Below are 14961 nucleotides of genomic sequence, written 5' to 3' on the forward strand. Positions count from 1 at the left end.
TTAATTCTTCGTCTTTAAAACTGCCTCAATGTACCCTTCACTATTTACCAGTTCATCAGCAATTCTTGCAGATAGCTCCTGAATATATTCTGCTCCAAAACCAATATACAAAGATACAATACTAAGCATAGCTACTGGCACGATAAATTGCGAGCGTTTTAGATTGGTCATCTTATGATAATAACCAAAATATTTTCTTTCTGGCATTTCCTTAGCATCTTTCCAGAAAACTTCAGCCCACATTTTCGCAATAATCACTAATGTTATAAAGCTGGCAAAAATGATCGCAGCTACGGTGATATAATTACCTCCCGTAAATCCTGCTTTAATTAGATTGATCTTTGGCCAGAAACCAGATAATGGCGGAATCCCAACCAGGGAAAATAACGGGATAAAGAGCAATAAACTTATTTTCGGGTATTTGGCATAAATACCTCCAAGATCACGCATGCTGTTAGTTCCTGTGATTCTATAGACCACCCCGCTTAGCATGAAAAGATTGGTTTTAACGATAATATCATGAATAAGGTAGAAGATCGCACCTGCAATAGCAATTTCTGTAAACATCCCAATTCCTGCAATCATATAACCAATATGACAGATAATAAGATATGAAAATACCTTTCTCATATTATTCTGGACCAATGCGCCAATCCCACCACTCACTAAAGTAAGTATAGCAATGACCATAATGATATTATTCAGGAAGGGTTCGTTGACAAATATTAGAGTGAAAACTCTAATGAGGGCATAAACACCTACTTTGGTCAGTAATCCTCCAAAAATCGCCGACACGGCAAACGGAGGCGTATGATAAGAAGCCGGTAACCAGAAATACAGCGGAAAAACTCCCGCTTTGATCCCGAAACCTATTAAGAATAATATTGCGGTGATTTGAACGAGTCCGCGATTTTCCACAGCAGCAACCTGACCTGCAAGATCTGCCATATTTAAGCTTCCGGTAATTCCGTAAAGTACGGCGATCGCCGTAAGGAAGATCATAGAAGCCAAGATGTTTAGTGTGAAATATTTTACAGCACCTTCTAGCTGAGCCTTTTCACCACCAATGGTTATTAATACGAACGAACTAATAATAATGATCTCAAACCATACATAGAGGTTAAAGATGTCCCCAGTTAAAAAAGCTCCATTCAAACCTAGTAGCAGGAAATGAAATATGGGAAAGTAGCCAAACCTTAGCCGGTCCCTTAATACTGAACCTGCGGAAAATATGGAGACTGCAAGTCCTGAAATCGCCGTTAATAGTACAAGCGTAGCCGCCAGCGAATCTGCAACAAATGTGATTCCGAAGGGAGCTTCCCAGTTTCCGGCCTGGATAGTTTGAGTTCCATTTTGCCATATATAGCTGAAAAGCACGATCGCCAGAATTACGCTCAGCGTACTACCAAAGATGCTGAAGATCTTCTGAAAACGAATCCTGGACCAGCCGAACATCAGGATAATACTGATGGCCATCTGTAAGAAAAGCGGGTATAATATTAATTGCTGTGTCATGAATCTTCGTCGGTTGCGTTCATTTCATCCAAATCATCAGTTCTTACTACGGTATGCGCCCTTTTTACCAGAACGATGGCAAAAGACTGCAAACCAAAACTAATTACAATGGCAGTAAGGATCAATGCCTGCGGTACAGGATCGGCAAAGGCTTCTACGAAAACCTTGGAATCACCAGGTATAATTGGCGGGGCTCCTTTGGTTATTCTTCCGAGGAGAAAAATAAGCAGGTTTGCGCCGTTACCGAGTAATATGATCCCTATAATAAGTTTCACCATACTTCGGCGAAGCATCATATAAATACCAGTTCCGTATAGAATACCTACCATTAATGCTAAAAGTATCTCCATATCAGGCCGATTCAGAAATTGTAAAGATTATTGTAAGAGTTACTCCATTTACCACAAGGTAAACACCAATATCGAAAAACAGGGCAGAACCTACGCTGCCAAGTATAGCAACTGTATCGTGTGACCAAAGCCCGGTCATAAATGGCAGATCAAAAAATATTACCGGAGCCAGACCAGCCATAAACGAAATAGCGAGTCCTACGGGTAATAAAAATCCCGGATGCACGATTAAAAGCTCTTTCGTCTTTTCGAGTCCGTTGGCGAATGAATGCAAAATAAATGCAATAGATGCAATAAGACCGCCAACAAACCCACCACCAGGCAGGTAGTGCCCACGGAGAAGGATAAAGACCGAAAACACCAACAATACCGGTAAAAGGTAATTAGAAGCTGTTTTTAATATAATGGTTGTCCGCATATTATTGTTCCTTATTTACCTGTTTTAGACTTGTATCTGCGTATCGTTTTCTATCCTTCATCTTAAGTCTTAATTTCATCAAGCCGAATACTCCTACTGCTGCTATGGATAATACTGAAACTTCTATTAGTGTATCTGCACCACGGAAGTCCACCAGAATCACGTTCACCACATTTTTACCATGAGCTTCTACATATGAGTTTGCAGCATAGAACTCCCCAACCTGCTTACTTACAGGTTCAGAAAGTACTTCAAGTGCTAAAATGGTAATTATAAGTCCGAAAACACTGGATAAAATACCATCTCTCATTCGTGTTTTATAATCTGAAAGCTTCAGATACTTCGGTAATTTATATAATACAAGAACGAACAGGATCACCGTTAGTGTATCAATTGAGAACTGGGTCATAGCCAAATCTGGTGCCGAGTAGAATACGAAGATCAGACAAATTGAAAGACCAACAACACCCATTGCTGCAACTGCTGCCAGACGACTATCAGTAAAAACAGTATAGAAAATTCCCGCAATCAGGATCAAAGTAGTGGTGATCTCATAGACTGTGATTTTAGATAACGAATTATAATCGATCACAAAACGAGTATTCCCAATCATGATGTACCCAACTAATACCACCAGAAAGAGAATAATGATGGAAATATAGTTTCTTAAGTATCCATTCTGAAAGAAATTCGTCCAGAAGTTAGAGAATTGCACAAAACCTTTATTTAGAAGATTCAGAATATTTTCCGGAGATATTGCATTAAATTTTGCTGCAGATGCCACCAGTTTTTCAGAAGGTTTGATAATAAAATATAAAGTAGTTCCAACACCTATTGTGATCAAACTAAGAATAAAAATAAGATTAAATCCGTGCCATAACGCCAGATGAATTTCAGAAGCATCACCACCAAGAGCCGTAACTACAGGTTTAATTAAAGCACCTTCAATTAAAAATGGAGCAATTCCAAAAACAAGACCTAATGTTGCCAGTAACACCGGCGGAATCCACATGATTGAACCAGGAGCTTTCACGTTTTTGTGTTCTTCAGGCAGTTTCCCGGTGAATGGCTTGATTCCCGCTACAAAACCTGCATATAGCAAGAGAATCTTAGTAAGAACTATCGCGATCATTGAAATGATGATAATCGTGTCTGAATGATATGTAGCTTCGTAGGTAAGTTCCTTCCCAAGAAAACCTATAGTTGGAGGAATCCCGGCACTGGAAATTGCCGCCAGAATCCCGGCGATCCCAACTGGAAGCATAATTTTGTTCAGTCCCGCAAGTCTGGTGACATCACGGGTATGTGTTTGATGATCTATGATTCCCGTTACCAGGAACAATGTTGCTTTGTACAAGGCATGAACAATGATAAATACTGCTGCAGCCAGGAATGCTTCTTCGGTTCCCAGACCAATTAGAAACACCAGAATACCTAAGGCCGATATTGTTGAATAGGCCAGAATGCCTTTAAGATCTGTTCTGAACAAGGTATGAATCGCAGAATATAGCATGGTAATTCCCCCAACGACGATCAGCGTATAATTCCAGATATTTTCACCTCCAAGAATAGGAGTGAAACGCATTAATAAATAGATTCCTGCTTTTACCATTGTGGCAGAATGCAGGTAGGTAGACACAGGTGTTGGAGCCTTCATTGCTCCAGGTAACCAGAAGTGAAATGGGAATTGAGCCGATTTTGTGAAAGCTGCACCAAACAACAATATGACAGCAACGGCATAGAATTCGTTTCCACGAATAGCTTCACTCATACTCAGCATTTCTGTAATGCTGTAAGTGCCCGTAATATTATTTAGTAGTAAAGCTGAAGCAAGAAGCAACAATCCTCCTATTCCGGTAATACCCAAAGCGGTCATTGCCGATTTTCGAGAAGCCGGATTAGTATTATTGAAGCCGATTAGAAAGAAAGAACTAATACTTGTAAGTTCCCAGAACACAAACAAAGTGATCATGTTATCAGAAAGTACCAGTCCAAGCATCGCACCCATGAACGCAGCTAGATAGCCATAAAATCTGTCCAGGTACTCGTGTCCTTTTAAGTAAGAAGAGGTATATGCAAAGACAAGGAAACCTATCCCCGTGATCATTAAAGAAAATAGCAATGACAGACCATCCAGCTTAAAACCAAGATCTACACCAAAGGATGGAATCCATTGAAAAGATCTGGTAATTACTTCACCATCTGCAATTGGAGCTATAAACTGGAAAAAATATAAAAAGAGCCCAAGTGGTACTACGGAAGCTAGTATCGAGAGCTTACCTTTAAAAAACTTCCCTACAAAAACCAAGAGAATAGAAAATATAAATCCTGTAAGAATTGCGGTAAGCATACTTAGTAAATCTGTTTGTCGCAAATATAATAGTTATTATTGAAGAATAGTTTTAGCGCAATCAATAATCCTGGAGATAAACGTGATTTCTACATTAAATACTCTCTATTTAATTCACATTCAATTCCTATCGATTTTACTTGATACTTAGAAATATTTACAAATTAAATTATTGATAATCGATAATTTATTTTATGTTTGTTATCGTAAAACGATAATTATATCAATGAAACTTGTAATTTGGTTACGGAATATTTTCAGTACAGCGTATTATTTGACCATCATTATATTAATGGTAGTCTTAGGATTAATGATTTTTGCTATAGTTGCCGACTCTGAAATGGTAAGGGAATTTGTAGACAGATCACCAAATCTTATTGTTAAATCAAAATCAGCCTTATTTGCTGCATTATCTTTTACTTTCATTTCTGGAGCATTCTGGATTTATATACTTAGACTACTTAGAAATCTAACCTGGAATCTTTCTATCAGGGATTTATTTTCAGATATCAAATATCCACTTTCAAGCTATCAGGACAGTTAATAATTATTGTGACTGTTCTAGATTACATTACGAAATTTATTTTTGAAGCATTATTCAATGAAAAATTAAAAAGTTTCGATCTCTTCGATTTTATCCTTGCCATTGGAATTGGATTATTCCTAATTCTATTATCGCAAGTTTTTCAAAAAGCTAAGAATCTGAAAGATGAAATGAATTAACCGTTTATAAATTATTTAATGAAGCCCATATCCCTCCTCAAATACTCTTTAAATGTTTTCCTAATATCACTCCTGGCAATAAACTTATTAAAGCTATTAATTGTATTATTTTATTTTTTCAATCCAGACCATGATTTTTTTGGAGGCTTTTCAATTCTTCCAGATGAGATAAACAATCAGCCAATTACCAAAAATTATAACTGGACAACTACACTTTTTGGTATTGACATTATCAGTTCTATCTTATTTATTTATTTGATTTTAAAGTTCAAAAATCTCGTTTCTCTTTTGAATACTACCGATCTCTTTAATTTTCAGCAACAAAAGCTTTTTAAAAACATAGGTATTTTGTTAATAATTTATGCTGGAATAAAATGGATATCTCTTTTTATCTATAAAAATTTTCTTGAATCCTCTCCAAGAACTGTGACTTACGATTTTGATGGCACCGGTTCTTTCTGGTTTGTTTTGATTCTTGGACTATTATTTACTTACATCTCCTACGCTTTCAAGGAAGCACGATTTCACAGGGAAGAAAATGAATTAACCGTTTAACATAAAACTATATGAAGCCACCAATTTTACTTAAAACTATTTTAGATATATGCTTCTTCATCCTATTGATTAGTTTAATTGCTTCGATGGGTATTATACTATCTCATCTATTTTTAACATCAGAGGGTATGCCCATATATTTAAATGACCATATTATTGGCGAAATAACAATGCCGAAAATAATTTTACTAATACTAGCAATTTTCCAAGCTGGTATTTTTTTATTTTCTGTATATACTTTAAGAAAAGTAGTACATAACTTTTTTAAAAAAAGATTATTTACCTCTATACAAATAACGGGATTAAATTTAGCTGGAAGATTAATTGTTTTGGCTAGTATTTTAGATGCTATTGTGAGTTTTTCATCGAATCTTATTCTGGAATCAAATCTGAAACTTCGTTTTGGAATCGAATCTACTTTTGGTTCATTTTGGCTACAATTAGCTATGGGACTTTTTCTAATTCTGTTATCCAAATCTTTTGAAAAAGCCAAGAGCTTTAAGGAAGAAAACAAACTAACCGTTTAAGTATGGCCATTATCATAAATCTCGATCAGATTCTGGAAGAAAGAGGCATGAAAAGTAATGAACTGGCTGAAATGGTTGGGATTACCACCGCAAACCTGTCTATCCTTAAAACCGGGAAAGCCAAAGCTGTTCGGTTTTCCACACTTGAAGCTATTTGCCAGGCTCTGGATTGCCAACCCGGGGATATTCTGGAATATTTGCCAGATTAGAAAAATTCCGACTTATTCTCTTAAATTTAGCTACCTAAAATTTCAATTTATGCGATCATTATTAATGTTACTGCTATTAACTTCCATGGCAGCAACTTCACAGGTAAACACTTATAAAATTTCCTTCAGCAATGCTGTTCATCATGAAGCAAAAATAGAAGTAACATTTCCGAAGATAAAATCACAAGAACTAACTGTACGAATGAGCCGTACTTCTCCTGGTAGATACGCCCTGCATGAATTTGCTAAAAACGTGTACGGCTTCAAAGCTTTCAATAGCGAGGGAAAAGAATTAGAAATTACTAGAGAGAATCCTTATTCCTGGACGGTAAAGAATACAGATGGCAACGTTAACATAGAGTATATACTCTACGCAAATCGCGGAGATGGCACTTATTCTCAGGTTGATGCCAGCCATGCTCATTTAAATATTCCAGCCACCTTCATGTATTCCGAAGAATTGAAAGATCGTGATATTGAGTTACAGATCGATCTTCAGGATCAACCAGACTGGAAGATCGCTACGCAGCTTGAGAAGATCAATGAGAATACATTTAAAGCGCCAGATCTGTATTATTTTATGGATAGCCCGATAGAGATCAGCGATCATCAAGTCAAAAGTTTCGAGCATGATGGTCAGAAAATTGAATTTGTGCTGCATCATCAGGGAACTGAAGCTGAACTTGAGCAATATTTTGAGCAGGTTAAAGCGATCGTAGAACAGGAAGCAGCCGTTTTCGGCGAATTACCAGATTATGATTATGGACGATATACTTTCCTGGCTTGCTATATGCCAAATGCCAGCGGCGACGGAATGGAACATCGCAACAGTACGATTCTTACAAAGACAGATGCTCTGGCAGATGGTGGAATGAAAGGTAATATTGGCACCGTTGCTCATGAATTTTTTCATGGATGGAATGTGGAGCGTATTCGCCCTGCGGATCTGGAACCTTTCAGTTTTTCTGAAGTAAATATGAGTCGAAACTTGTGGTTTGCTGAAGGTTTCACCAGTTATTATACCGGATTAATCCTGCATCGTGCAGGCATCACTTCAGAAAAAGAATATATAGAAGGGCTTTCCGGAACTTTCAATTATGTCTGGAATTCACCAGCTACCCAGTATTTTAATCCTATGGAAATGAGCATGCAGGCACCATTTGTAGATGCAGCCAAGTCTGTAGATCCTGTAAATCGTGAAAACACTTTTATCTCCTATTATTCCTACGGAAGTATCCTTGGTCTCGCACTGGATCTTTCTCTAAGAGAAAAAGATCTGAATCTCGATAATTTCATGAAAATGATGTGGCAGAAGTATGGCAAGAATGAAGTTGCTTACGATACGGAGGATATTGAAAATACACTTACAGCATATGCGGGCAAAGAATTTTCAAATAATTTCTTTGCAAAGCATATTAGAACTGGTGGACAACCGGAATATAAGGAGTTGTTCGATCAAGTTGGTGTTAGCATTACACAGGAGGTCGAAAAGAATCATTTTGGAGCTAGTTTTCGGGAAACTGAGAATGGACTGGAAATTAGTCGAAATACTGTAATAGGAAGTCCTGCTTACGTAGCTGGCCTGGACGAAGGAGATTTGATTACTTCAGTAAATGGAACTCCAGTAAATACTTCAAAAGCAATGGAGGAAATGATAGCCGGTACTGCTGAAGGTAAAAAGATAAAGCTCGCGTATCAGCGATTTGGAGAGACTGAAACTACTTCTGTAGAACTTTCAGCAGATCCTGAATACAAGATCACATTATCTGAAAATGCTTCGAAAGAACAATTAGAGAACCGAAAGAAATGGCTGGAATCTAAATAATTAACAGGTCAAAAATGCTCATAAAAAAAGCCTTTCAGAAATGAAAGGCTTTTAATTTTATAAGAATGAGAATATTAATCAGCTAAAATAATAGCTTTATTATCCTTCATTTCAAGAACTCCACCTTTAATGGTGTAGTACAAAACTTCAGTATTGTTTCCTTCCGTTCTAAAAGCCGACTGATCCTTAGCTTTGATCTCGTTCGTGCTTCCGGCTGCAAGGTCGATTTTTACATCGCCTTCAGTAAGAACAGATACGATAGGTGCGTGATTGTTCAGCATTTGAAATTCACCATCATTTCCTGGAACTTTCACAGCATCTACTTTAGCTCTGAATACTACCGCCTCTGGAGTAACTATCTCTAAATACATTTAACTAATTTTAGTTTTCAGCAAGCATTTTCTCACCAGTTTCGATCGCTTCCTCTATGGTTCCTTTAAGGTTAAAGGCCGCTTCCGGATACTTATCAAGCTCTCCATCCATGATCATGTTGAAACCTTTGATAGTATCTTTAATATCTACAAGCACACCTTTAAGACCAGTAAACTGCTCTGCTACGTGGAATGGCTGAGAAAGAAAACGTTGAACACGTCTTGCTCTGGATACTGCAAGCTTATCTTCTTCGGAAAGTTCTTCCATACCAAGAATAGCAATAATATCCTGAAGCTCTTTATATCTCTGTAAAAGCTCCTTTACTCTCTGTGCACAGTCATAATGCTCATTTCCTAAGATATCTGGAGTAAGGATTCTTGAAGTAGAATCTAAAGGATCTACCGCAGGATAAATACCTAGCTCAGCAATCTTACGAGAAAGTACCGTTGTAGCATCCAGGTGGGCAAATGTTGTTGCCGGTGCTGGATCGGTAAGGTCATCTGCAGGTACATAAACCGCCTGTACAGATGTAATAGATCCGTTTTTAGTAGAAGTAATTCGCTCCTGCATCGCACCCATCTCGGTTGCTAGCGTTGGCTGATATCCTACCGCTGACGGCATACGTCCAAGAAGTGCAGACACCTCTGAACCAGCCTGAGTAAAACGGAAAATATTATCTACGAAGAAAAGAACATCTTTCCCCTGACCTTCTCCAGCTCCATCACGGAAATATTCCGCAATTGTAAGACCAGATAGGGCAACACGCGCACGTGCTCCAGGTGGTTCGTTCATTTGTCCGAATACGAAGGTTGCTTTAGAATCCTTCATGATTTCTTTATCTACCTTTTGAAGATCCCATCCGCCTTCTTCCATAGAATGCATGAAATCGTCACCGTACTTTATAATTCCAGATTCCAACATCTCTCTAAGAAGGTCATTCCCTTCACGAGTACGTTCACCAACTCCTGCAAATACAGAAAGTCCACCATGACCTTTCGCGATGTTATTAATTAATTCCTGAATAAGTACCGTTTTTCCAACTCCTGCACCTCCAAAAAGTCCAATCTTACCACCTTTAGAATAAGGCTCGATAAGGTCAATTACTTTAATTCCTGTAAACAGAACTTCAGTAGACACAGATAAATCTTCAAATTTTGGCGCCTGGCGGTGAATTGGTAATCCATCTGCTCCTGCTTTTGGCAAGTTTCCAAGACCGTCAATCGCATCACCAATAACGTTGAAAAGACGTCCGTAAACATCTTTACCAACTGGCATTTGAATAGGATTTCCGGTATTAAGAACCTCAACACCACGGCTAAGACCGTCAGTAGAGTCCATAGAGATCGTTCTTACAGTATCTTCTCCAATATGTGATTGTACTTCAAGAACTAAAGTAGAACCATCTTTTCTGGCGATTTCCAAAGAATCGTAGATCTTTGGCAGTTCAGCGTTTTCTGAGTCGAACACAACGTCAACTACAGGACCAATAATCTGGGCAACTTTACCTGTGACTTTAGACATTTATCTAATTCTTTTAATTTTATTACGTAAAATTCAAATACCTACTTGCTTGATTTCAAAATTGATAAATCAGAAATAGGTCATTTTCAGGGTGCAAAGATAAATTTTTCTCTGAAAAAACAGATTGAAATAAAGAGAAGTTTTTAATGTTTTAAAAATGCCTGAATTTCCAAGGTTAAGCCACGATAAAAATCTTATTAAAACGAAATAGCCTCTTCGATCGAAGAGGCTATTTTATCTAATATGTCAAACAATTATTCTACCGTAACAGACTTTGCAAGGTTTCGTGGTTGATCCACATTTTTTCCAAGCATTACTGCAATATGATAGGATAATAACTGTAATGGGATCGTTGTAAGTAAAGGAGTAAGTGATTCCATAGTTTCCGGAACTTCAATTACATAATCTGCAAGATCTCTAACTTCTTCATCTCCCTTAGTAACGATACCAATGATCTTTCCTTTTCTGGATTTAATCTCCTGTATGTTACTCACTACTTTTTCGTAATGTCCTTTCTTTGTAGCAATCACTACCACTGGCATTTGCTCATCGATCAATGCGATTGGTCCATGCTTCATCTCTGCCGCAGGATAACCTTCAGCATGGATATAAGAAATCTCTTTTAGTTTTAAAGCACCCTCAAGCGCTACAGGGAAATTATACCCTCTACCTAAATAAAGACAGTTTGGAGCATCTTTATATTTAGCCGCAACCTCCTGAATTAGTTCATCAGACTTAAGTGCTTCTTTAACTTTCTCTGGAATTCGCTCCAATTCCTGTAAATGGAATTGGAAATCGCTATGAGAAATGGTCCCTTTAAACTTTCCAAGCTTGAGAGCCATTAATGTAAGCACTGTTATTTGAGTTGTAAACGCTTTTGTGGAAGCAACACCAATTTCTGGCCCAGCATGTGTATAAGCTCCTGCGTGAGTTTCTCTTGAAATTGAAGATCCTACAACGTTACAAACTCCAAAAGTGAAAGCTCCCTTTTCTTTGGCTAGCTTGATTGCCGCCATAGTATCTGCAGTTTCACCACTCTGGGATATGGAAATAACCACATCGTTTTCTGAGATCACTGGATTTCTATATCTAAATTCTGAAGCGTATTCTACTTCTACAGGAATTCTTGCGATATCTTCAAAAATATATTCTGCTACCAGACCTGCATGCCATGATGTACCACAAGCAACAATAATAATACGTTTTGCATTCGCAATACGCTCCATATTATCATCTACCCCGGCCATTCTAATGATGCCTTGATCTACCAGCATTCTACCTCTATAGGTATCGCTAATTGCATTTGGCTGCTCATGAATTTCCTTCAGCATAAAATGCTCGTAACCACCTTTTTCGATCTGCTCCAGGTTCATTTGCAATTCCTGCACATAAGGATCTACTAGTGAATCATCATGAATCTTTCTCACTTTTACATCCTTATCTCTACGAATAACTGCCATCTCTCCGTCTTCCAGATAGATCGCGTTATTAGTAAATTCTAGAAATGGTGATGCATCTGATGCTACGAAAAACTCATCTTCTCCCACTCCAATAGCTAACGGACTTCCAAGTCTCGCTACTACAATTTCGTCTGGCTTCGTTTTATTAAACACAGCAATCGCATAGGCACCTATTGTCTGGTTCAAAGCAATCTGAACTGCCTTACCTAATTTCACTTTTTCGTTTATGATCACATCTTCGATAAGATTTACCAATACTTCAGTATCGGTATCACTTTTAAAAGTGTAACCACGTTTTTTCAATTCCTTTTTCAAAGAATCATAATTCTCAATAATCCCGTTATGTATAATAACTAGGTCACCGGAATTTGAATAGTGAGGATGAGAGTTTATATCATTCGGCTCACCGTGAGTTGCCCATCTGGTATGACCAATTCCTACAGTTCCATTTGTAGTAACTTCCTCCTCGAATTTCTGCTTTAGATCGGCTACCTTACCTTTCGTTTTACACATCTTCAGCTCTTCACCATCGTATAGAGCGATACCGGCACTATCGTAACCACGATATTCCAGTCTTTGTAATCCTTTTAAAACAATAGGGTAAGCTTCTCTATGCCCTATGTATCCAACAATTCCACACATATTTCTTAATTATAGTTGGTATAATATATTCTCAATTTCAATCTCTTATTTTCATCTGCGGAATTGCTACCGTGCAATACGGTTCCTTCCGGAGTTAATACAGAACCCGTAGGAATTCTGGTAAGCTCTTCTGAATTTCTTACTGCAGAATTTAAAGAACCTGCAATTACTCCCTGACTTGACCTTGATACCACCGTATTAATATTAGGCACTGCTACAAGTCCTAGTTTCACATTATCTCCATCATTATTCAGAATGTTGGATAAATGGTTAGTGATTCTTAAAGTATAATAATAACCATCTTCTCCTTCTTCAACCTGCAACGGACTAGAAAAAGTCGTCAAACTCGCTGATGGATCTGCCGCATTTAGCGTAAGATCTATCGCGTAATCGCCAAGAAAAGCATTATTAGTAAAGTCATACAAATATAGTCTATCTGGATTTTCACCTTCATAAACATCACGATTTACAAAAAATTCCAGGGTAGCTTCATTGATCAATAGATCTTGTGATCTTAGATCGTCAAGCACCAATGTATCTGGAAATAGCTCAATAATCGCCATACTTCCTTGCTGTCCTTTAATATAAAGATTTTCAGCACCGGTTTCTGAAGATTGCGACTCAATTTCCTGTAAAATATCAGATGGATATGCTCCCTCCAATAGATTCACTCTGTTTCCAGAAGCAAAATTCAAGGTATAACTCCCACGAACACCCTCTTCAAGCTCATCATCTACCTCGCGATCACTACGATAATACAGAGTGATCTTAGCATCCTGATTATTCAGATTAAAGAAGATCTGTGATCCTTCGGTTCCATTCTCCTCAGCTTTGATATATAAATTTCTGAAGTAGTTTTTGAAATCGGTATTCGAAGATAATTCAGAAGAACCTTCCTTATCAATGATTTTGGCCTCAAAGTAATCCACCGGGAGTTTTATCCTGAAAGATGGTGTATTGGCGATAGTATCGGTCCCATCTTCCCCGACTTCGTAAGAATCGAAAGCCAAAGGAGAAGGAACGAAATTCTCTTCTTCATAGATGGCCGGCCCTACAATATTCTGTTCGAATAGTTGCTTTTGATCTGAATAATATCTCTGAGCCGATTCAAAACCAGCATCAGGATCGAGATCATTCAGCAAAAAGTTCGTCTCGAAGATGGATAATTTGAAAGAACCATTTCCATAAATGGAATCCAGCTCGTATGTTACCTCATCATCATCTGAAGTAGCTGCTTCCGAAGAATAATAGGGGATCTTAAGCACCACACTATCAAGTTCTATGTTGTCGCCAAAATCTGGATCCAAAGTAGATAATCTCAACTCGCTAACTATACTAGCGACAGATTTACCGTACAGATCGTGATTAGTAACACCCAGAAAGAAATTGGACGAGTTATTGGTTTGTACTGAATTAAGCTTTTTAGTGTAGGCATTCACGTTGAACTCCCGAACTTCAACATTCGAAGGATTGGTTATGATCTCTCCTCCTATTTCTGAAAAGTCTTCATCACACCCTACAAAAGCGGAAATAACAGCCATAAAGACTGTTATTCTGTATAAATTATTTAATCTCATTTAAATTTTTCTTACGATTCTGACAATACTTTAGTGTCATAAAATTCCTGATACGCGTGAGAGAAATTTTCTTTTTCGGTATAAGGAAGAACCGGTTTATTAAGCTTCTTAATGTAATCCTGCAACTCTTCAGGCACATCATCACCACCCATTACTACAGCATCTGAATTATCTACTGCCGTCTTCAAAATATTTACGAAGTTTGGAGTTTTTAGATGCTTTACGTTAGCATTTTCAAAACCATCAAACAAAATTTTCTCACGTAGTTCTTCATCTAACGTTCCATCGAAACTTTGATTGTAAACAGAGGTCACAATTTTTGCATCACGGAATAATGGCTCATTCCCGTAATAATTTCTTAAATAAAGTGGTAAAAGAGAAGATAACCATCCATGTACATGAATGATATCTGGAGACCAGTTCAGTTTTTTTACTGTTTCGATCACCCCTTTTGCAAAAAATATTGCTCTTTCGTCATTATCAGAAAAGAGATTTCCATCTTCATCTGTCAAAGTTGCCTTCCTTTTAAAATAATCTTCATTATCAATAAAATAAACCTGCATTCTCTCCTTTGGGATGGAAGCAACTTTAATGATTAGAGGCATATCAAGATCGTTGATCACCAGGTTCATCCCGGATAATCGAATCACTTCATGTAATTGATGCCTTCTTTCATTTATATTTCCGAATCTTGGCATAAAGATCCTTATCTGTCCGCCTAGGTTATTAACCATTTTTGCAGCTTCAAAGGAAGTAGATGAGATATCGGTTTCAGGTAAGTACGGTATAACTTCAGACGAGACGTATAACACTCTCTTATCTTTCATATATTCTTTGCTTTAGTTACGTTTCCGAATAAAAAACACGCAAAATTACAAAATTTTATGCAGATTGCCACAGATATATTAAGTTTGCAC

Annotated in this window: 14 protein-coding genes; 5 read left to right on the forward strand and 9 right to left on the reverse strand. The window is 37.6% G+C overall.

Translation table 11 applies throughout. The features are described 5' to 3' along the window. From T8I65_RS15010 to T8I65_RS15025, 4 genes are read right to left on the reverse strand one after another with little or no spacing between them, the layout of a single operon-like run. Nucleotides 1-1515: a proton-conducting transporter membrane subunit gene (locus T8I65_RS15010; protein WP_322301355.1), complete on the reverse strand. Its 1515-nt coding sequence runs from the start codon at nucleotides 1513-1515 to the stop codon at nucleotides 1-3. Next, nucleotides 1512-1865 (reverse strand): Na+/H+ antiporter subunit C, encoded by a 354-nt coding sequence (locus T8I65_RS15015; protein ID WP_141879020.1) that lies wholly within the window; start codon nucleotides 1863-1865, stop codon nucleotides 1512-1514. The genes T8I65_RS15010 and T8I65_RS15015 overlap by 4 nt, the downstream gene beginning before the upstream one ends. Before the next feature lies 1 nt (nucleotide 1866). Further along, the gene (locus T8I65_RS15020) at nucleotides 1867-2283 is read right to left on the reverse strand and encodes a Na+/H+ antiporter subunit B (protein WP_322301356.1); all 417 of its coding nucleotides are present in this window, start codon (nucleotides 2281-2283) and stop codon (nucleotides 1867-1869) included. A 1-nt stretch (nucleotide 2284) separates the two neighbouring features. Beyond that, the gene (locus T8I65_RS15025; protein ID WP_322301357.1) at nucleotides 2285-4633 is read right to left on the reverse strand and encodes a putative monovalent cation/H+ antiporter subunit A; all 2349 of its coding nucleotides are present in this window, start codon (nucleotides 4631-4633) and stop codon (nucleotides 2285-2287) included. Nucleotides 4634-4859: 226 nt separating this feature from the next. Between T8I65_RS15025 and T8I65_RS15030 the strand changes: the two genes are divergently transcribed. The 5 genes from T8I65_RS15030 to T8I65_RS15050 all read left to right on the forward strand — a co-directional run bounded on the left by T8I65_RS15030 (nucleotide 4860) and on the right by T8I65_RS15050 (nucleotide 8472). Then, nucleotides 4860-5177, forward strand: coding sequence for a hypothetical protein (locus T8I65_RS15030; protein WP_322301358.1), 318 nt, complete (start codon nucleotides 4860-4862; stop codon nucleotides 5175-5177). 197 nt (nucleotides 5178-5374) lie between these two features. After that, the gene (locus T8I65_RS15035) at nucleotides 5375-5911 is read left to right on the forward strand and encodes a DUF2975 domain-containing protein (protein ID WP_322301359.1); all 537 of its coding nucleotides are present in this window, start codon (nucleotides 5375-5377) and stop codon (nucleotides 5909-5911) included. 11 nt (nucleotides 5912-5922) lie between these two features. Continuing rightward, a complete protein-coding gene (locus T8I65_RS15040; RefSeq protein WP_322301360.1) occupies nucleotides 5923-6438 on the forward strand; it encodes a DUF2975 domain-containing protein in 516 nt (171 codons plus the stop codon). Between the two features lie 2 nt (nucleotides 6439-6440). Continuing rightward, on the forward strand, nucleotides 6441-6647 hold the full coding sequence (locus T8I65_RS15045) for a helix-turn-helix transcriptional regulator (RefSeq protein ID WP_322301361.1): 207 nt from the start codon (nucleotides 6441-6443) through the stop codon (nucleotides 6645-6647). A 49-nt stretch (nucleotides 6648-6696) separates the two neighbouring features. Further along, nucleotides 6697-8472, forward strand: a complete 1776-nt coding sequence (locus T8I65_RS15050) for a M61 family metallopeptidase (protein ID WP_322301362.1) — start codon at nucleotides 6697-6699, stop codon at nucleotides 8470-8472. A gap of 74 nt (nucleotides 8473-8546) precedes the next feature. On the opposite strand, the gene T8I65_RS15055 is transcribed toward T8I65_RS15050, so the two are convergent. From T8I65_RS15055 to T8I65_RS15075, 5 genes are all read right to left on the reverse strand, one after another. Further along, complete coding sequence (locus T8I65_RS15055) at nucleotides 8547-8843, reverse strand: FoF1 ATP synthase subunit delta/epsilon (RefSeq protein WP_322301363.1); 297 nt, start codon at nucleotides 8841-8843, stop codon at nucleotides 8547-8549. Nucleotides 8844-8853: 10 nt separating this feature from the next. After that, complete coding sequence (atpD, locus tag T8I65_RS15060) at nucleotides 8854-10365, reverse strand: F0F1 ATP synthase subunit beta (RefSeq protein WP_322301364.1); 1512 nt, start codon at nucleotides 10363-10365, stop codon at nucleotides 8854-8856. Nucleotides 10366-10619: 254 nt separating this feature from the next. Beyond that, complete coding sequence (gene glmS / locus T8I65_RS15065) at nucleotides 10620-12467, reverse strand: glutamine--fructose-6-phosphate transaminase (isomerizing) (RefSeq protein WP_322301365.1); 1848 nt, start codon at nucleotides 12465-12467, stop codon at nucleotides 10620-10622. A 5-nt stretch (nucleotides 12468-12472) separates the two neighbouring features. Further along, nucleotides 12473-14008 (reverse strand): DUF4270 domain-containing protein, encoded by a 1536-nt coding sequence (locus tag T8I65_RS15070; RefSeq protein WP_322301366.1) that lies wholly within the window; start codon nucleotides 14006-14008, stop codon nucleotides 12473-12475. 47 nt (nucleotides 14009-14055) lie between these two features. Beyond that, on the reverse strand, nucleotides 14056-14871 hold the full coding sequence (locus T8I65_RS15075) for a glycogen/starch synthase (RefSeq protein ID WP_141879031.1): 816 nt from the start codon (nucleotides 14869-14871) through the stop codon (nucleotides 14056-14058). Nucleotides 14872-14961 lie beyond the last annotated feature (90 nt).

Origin of the sequence: Christiangramia sp. OXR-203 (assembly GCF_034372165.1) — a bacterium.
Taxonomy (GTDB): domain Bacteria; phylum Bacteroidota; class Bacteroidia; order Flavobacteriales; family Flavobacteriaceae; genus Christiangramia.

What these genes read in the sequence shown, in the direction of transcription:
- T8I65_RS15010 (WP_322301355.1), bottom strand. Translation starts at nt 1,515, where the DNA reads ATGACACAGCAATTAATATTATACCCGCTTTTCTTACAGATGGCCATC.
- T8I65_RS15015 (WP_141879020.1), bottom strand. Translation starts at nt 1,865, where the DNA reads ATGGAGATACTTTTAGCATTAATGGTAGGTATTCTATACGGAACTGGT.
- T8I65_RS15020 (WP_322301356.1), bottom strand. Translation starts at nt 2,283, where the DNA reads ATGCGGACAACCATTATATTAAAAACAGCTTCTAATTACCTTTTACCG.
- T8I65_RS15025 (WP_322301357.1), bottom strand. Translation starts at nt 4,633, where the DNA reads ATGCTTACCGCAATTCTTACAGGATTTATATTTTCTATTCTCTTGGTT.
- T8I65_RS15030 (WP_322301358.1), top strand. Translation starts at nt 4,860, where the DNA reads ATGAAACTTGTAATTTGGTTACGGAATATTTTCAGTACAGCGTATTAT.
- T8I65_RS15035 (WP_322301359.1), top strand. Translation starts at nt 5,375, where the DNA reads ATGAAGCCCATATCCCTCCTCAAATACTCTTTAAATGTTTTCCTAATA.
- T8I65_RS15040 (WP_322301360.1), top strand. Translation starts at nt 5,923, where the DNA reads ATGAAGCCACCAATTTTACTTAAAACTATTTTAGATATATGCTTCTTC.
- T8I65_RS15045 (WP_322301361.1), top strand. Translation starts at nt 6,441, where the DNA reads ATGGCCATTATCATAAATCTCGATCAGATTCTGGAAGAAAGAGGCATG.
- T8I65_RS15050 (WP_322301362.1), top strand. Translation starts at nt 6,697, where the DNA reads ATGCGATCATTATTAATGTTACTGCTATTAACTTCCATGGCAGCAACT.
- T8I65_RS15055 (WP_322301363.1), bottom strand. Translation starts at nt 8,843, where the DNA reads ATGTATTTAGAGATAGTTACTCCAGAGGCGGTAGTATTCAGAGCTAAA.
- atpD (WP_322301364.1), bottom strand. Translation starts at nt 10,365, where the DNA reads ATGTCTAAAGTCACAGGTAAAGTTGCCCAGATTATTGGTCCTGTAGTT.
- glmS (WP_322301365.1), bottom strand. Translation starts at nt 12,467, where the DNA reads ATGTGTGGAATTGTTGGATACATAGGGCATAGAGAAGCTTACCCTATT.
- T8I65_RS15070 (WP_322301366.1), bottom strand. Translation starts at nt 14,008, where the DNA reads ATGGCTGTTATTTCCGCTTTTGTAGGGTGTGATGAAGACTTTTCAGAA.
- T8I65_RS15075 (WP_141879031.1), bottom strand. Translation starts at nt 14,871, where the DNA reads ATGAAAGATAAGAGAGTGTTATACGTCTCGTCTGAAGTTATACCGTAC.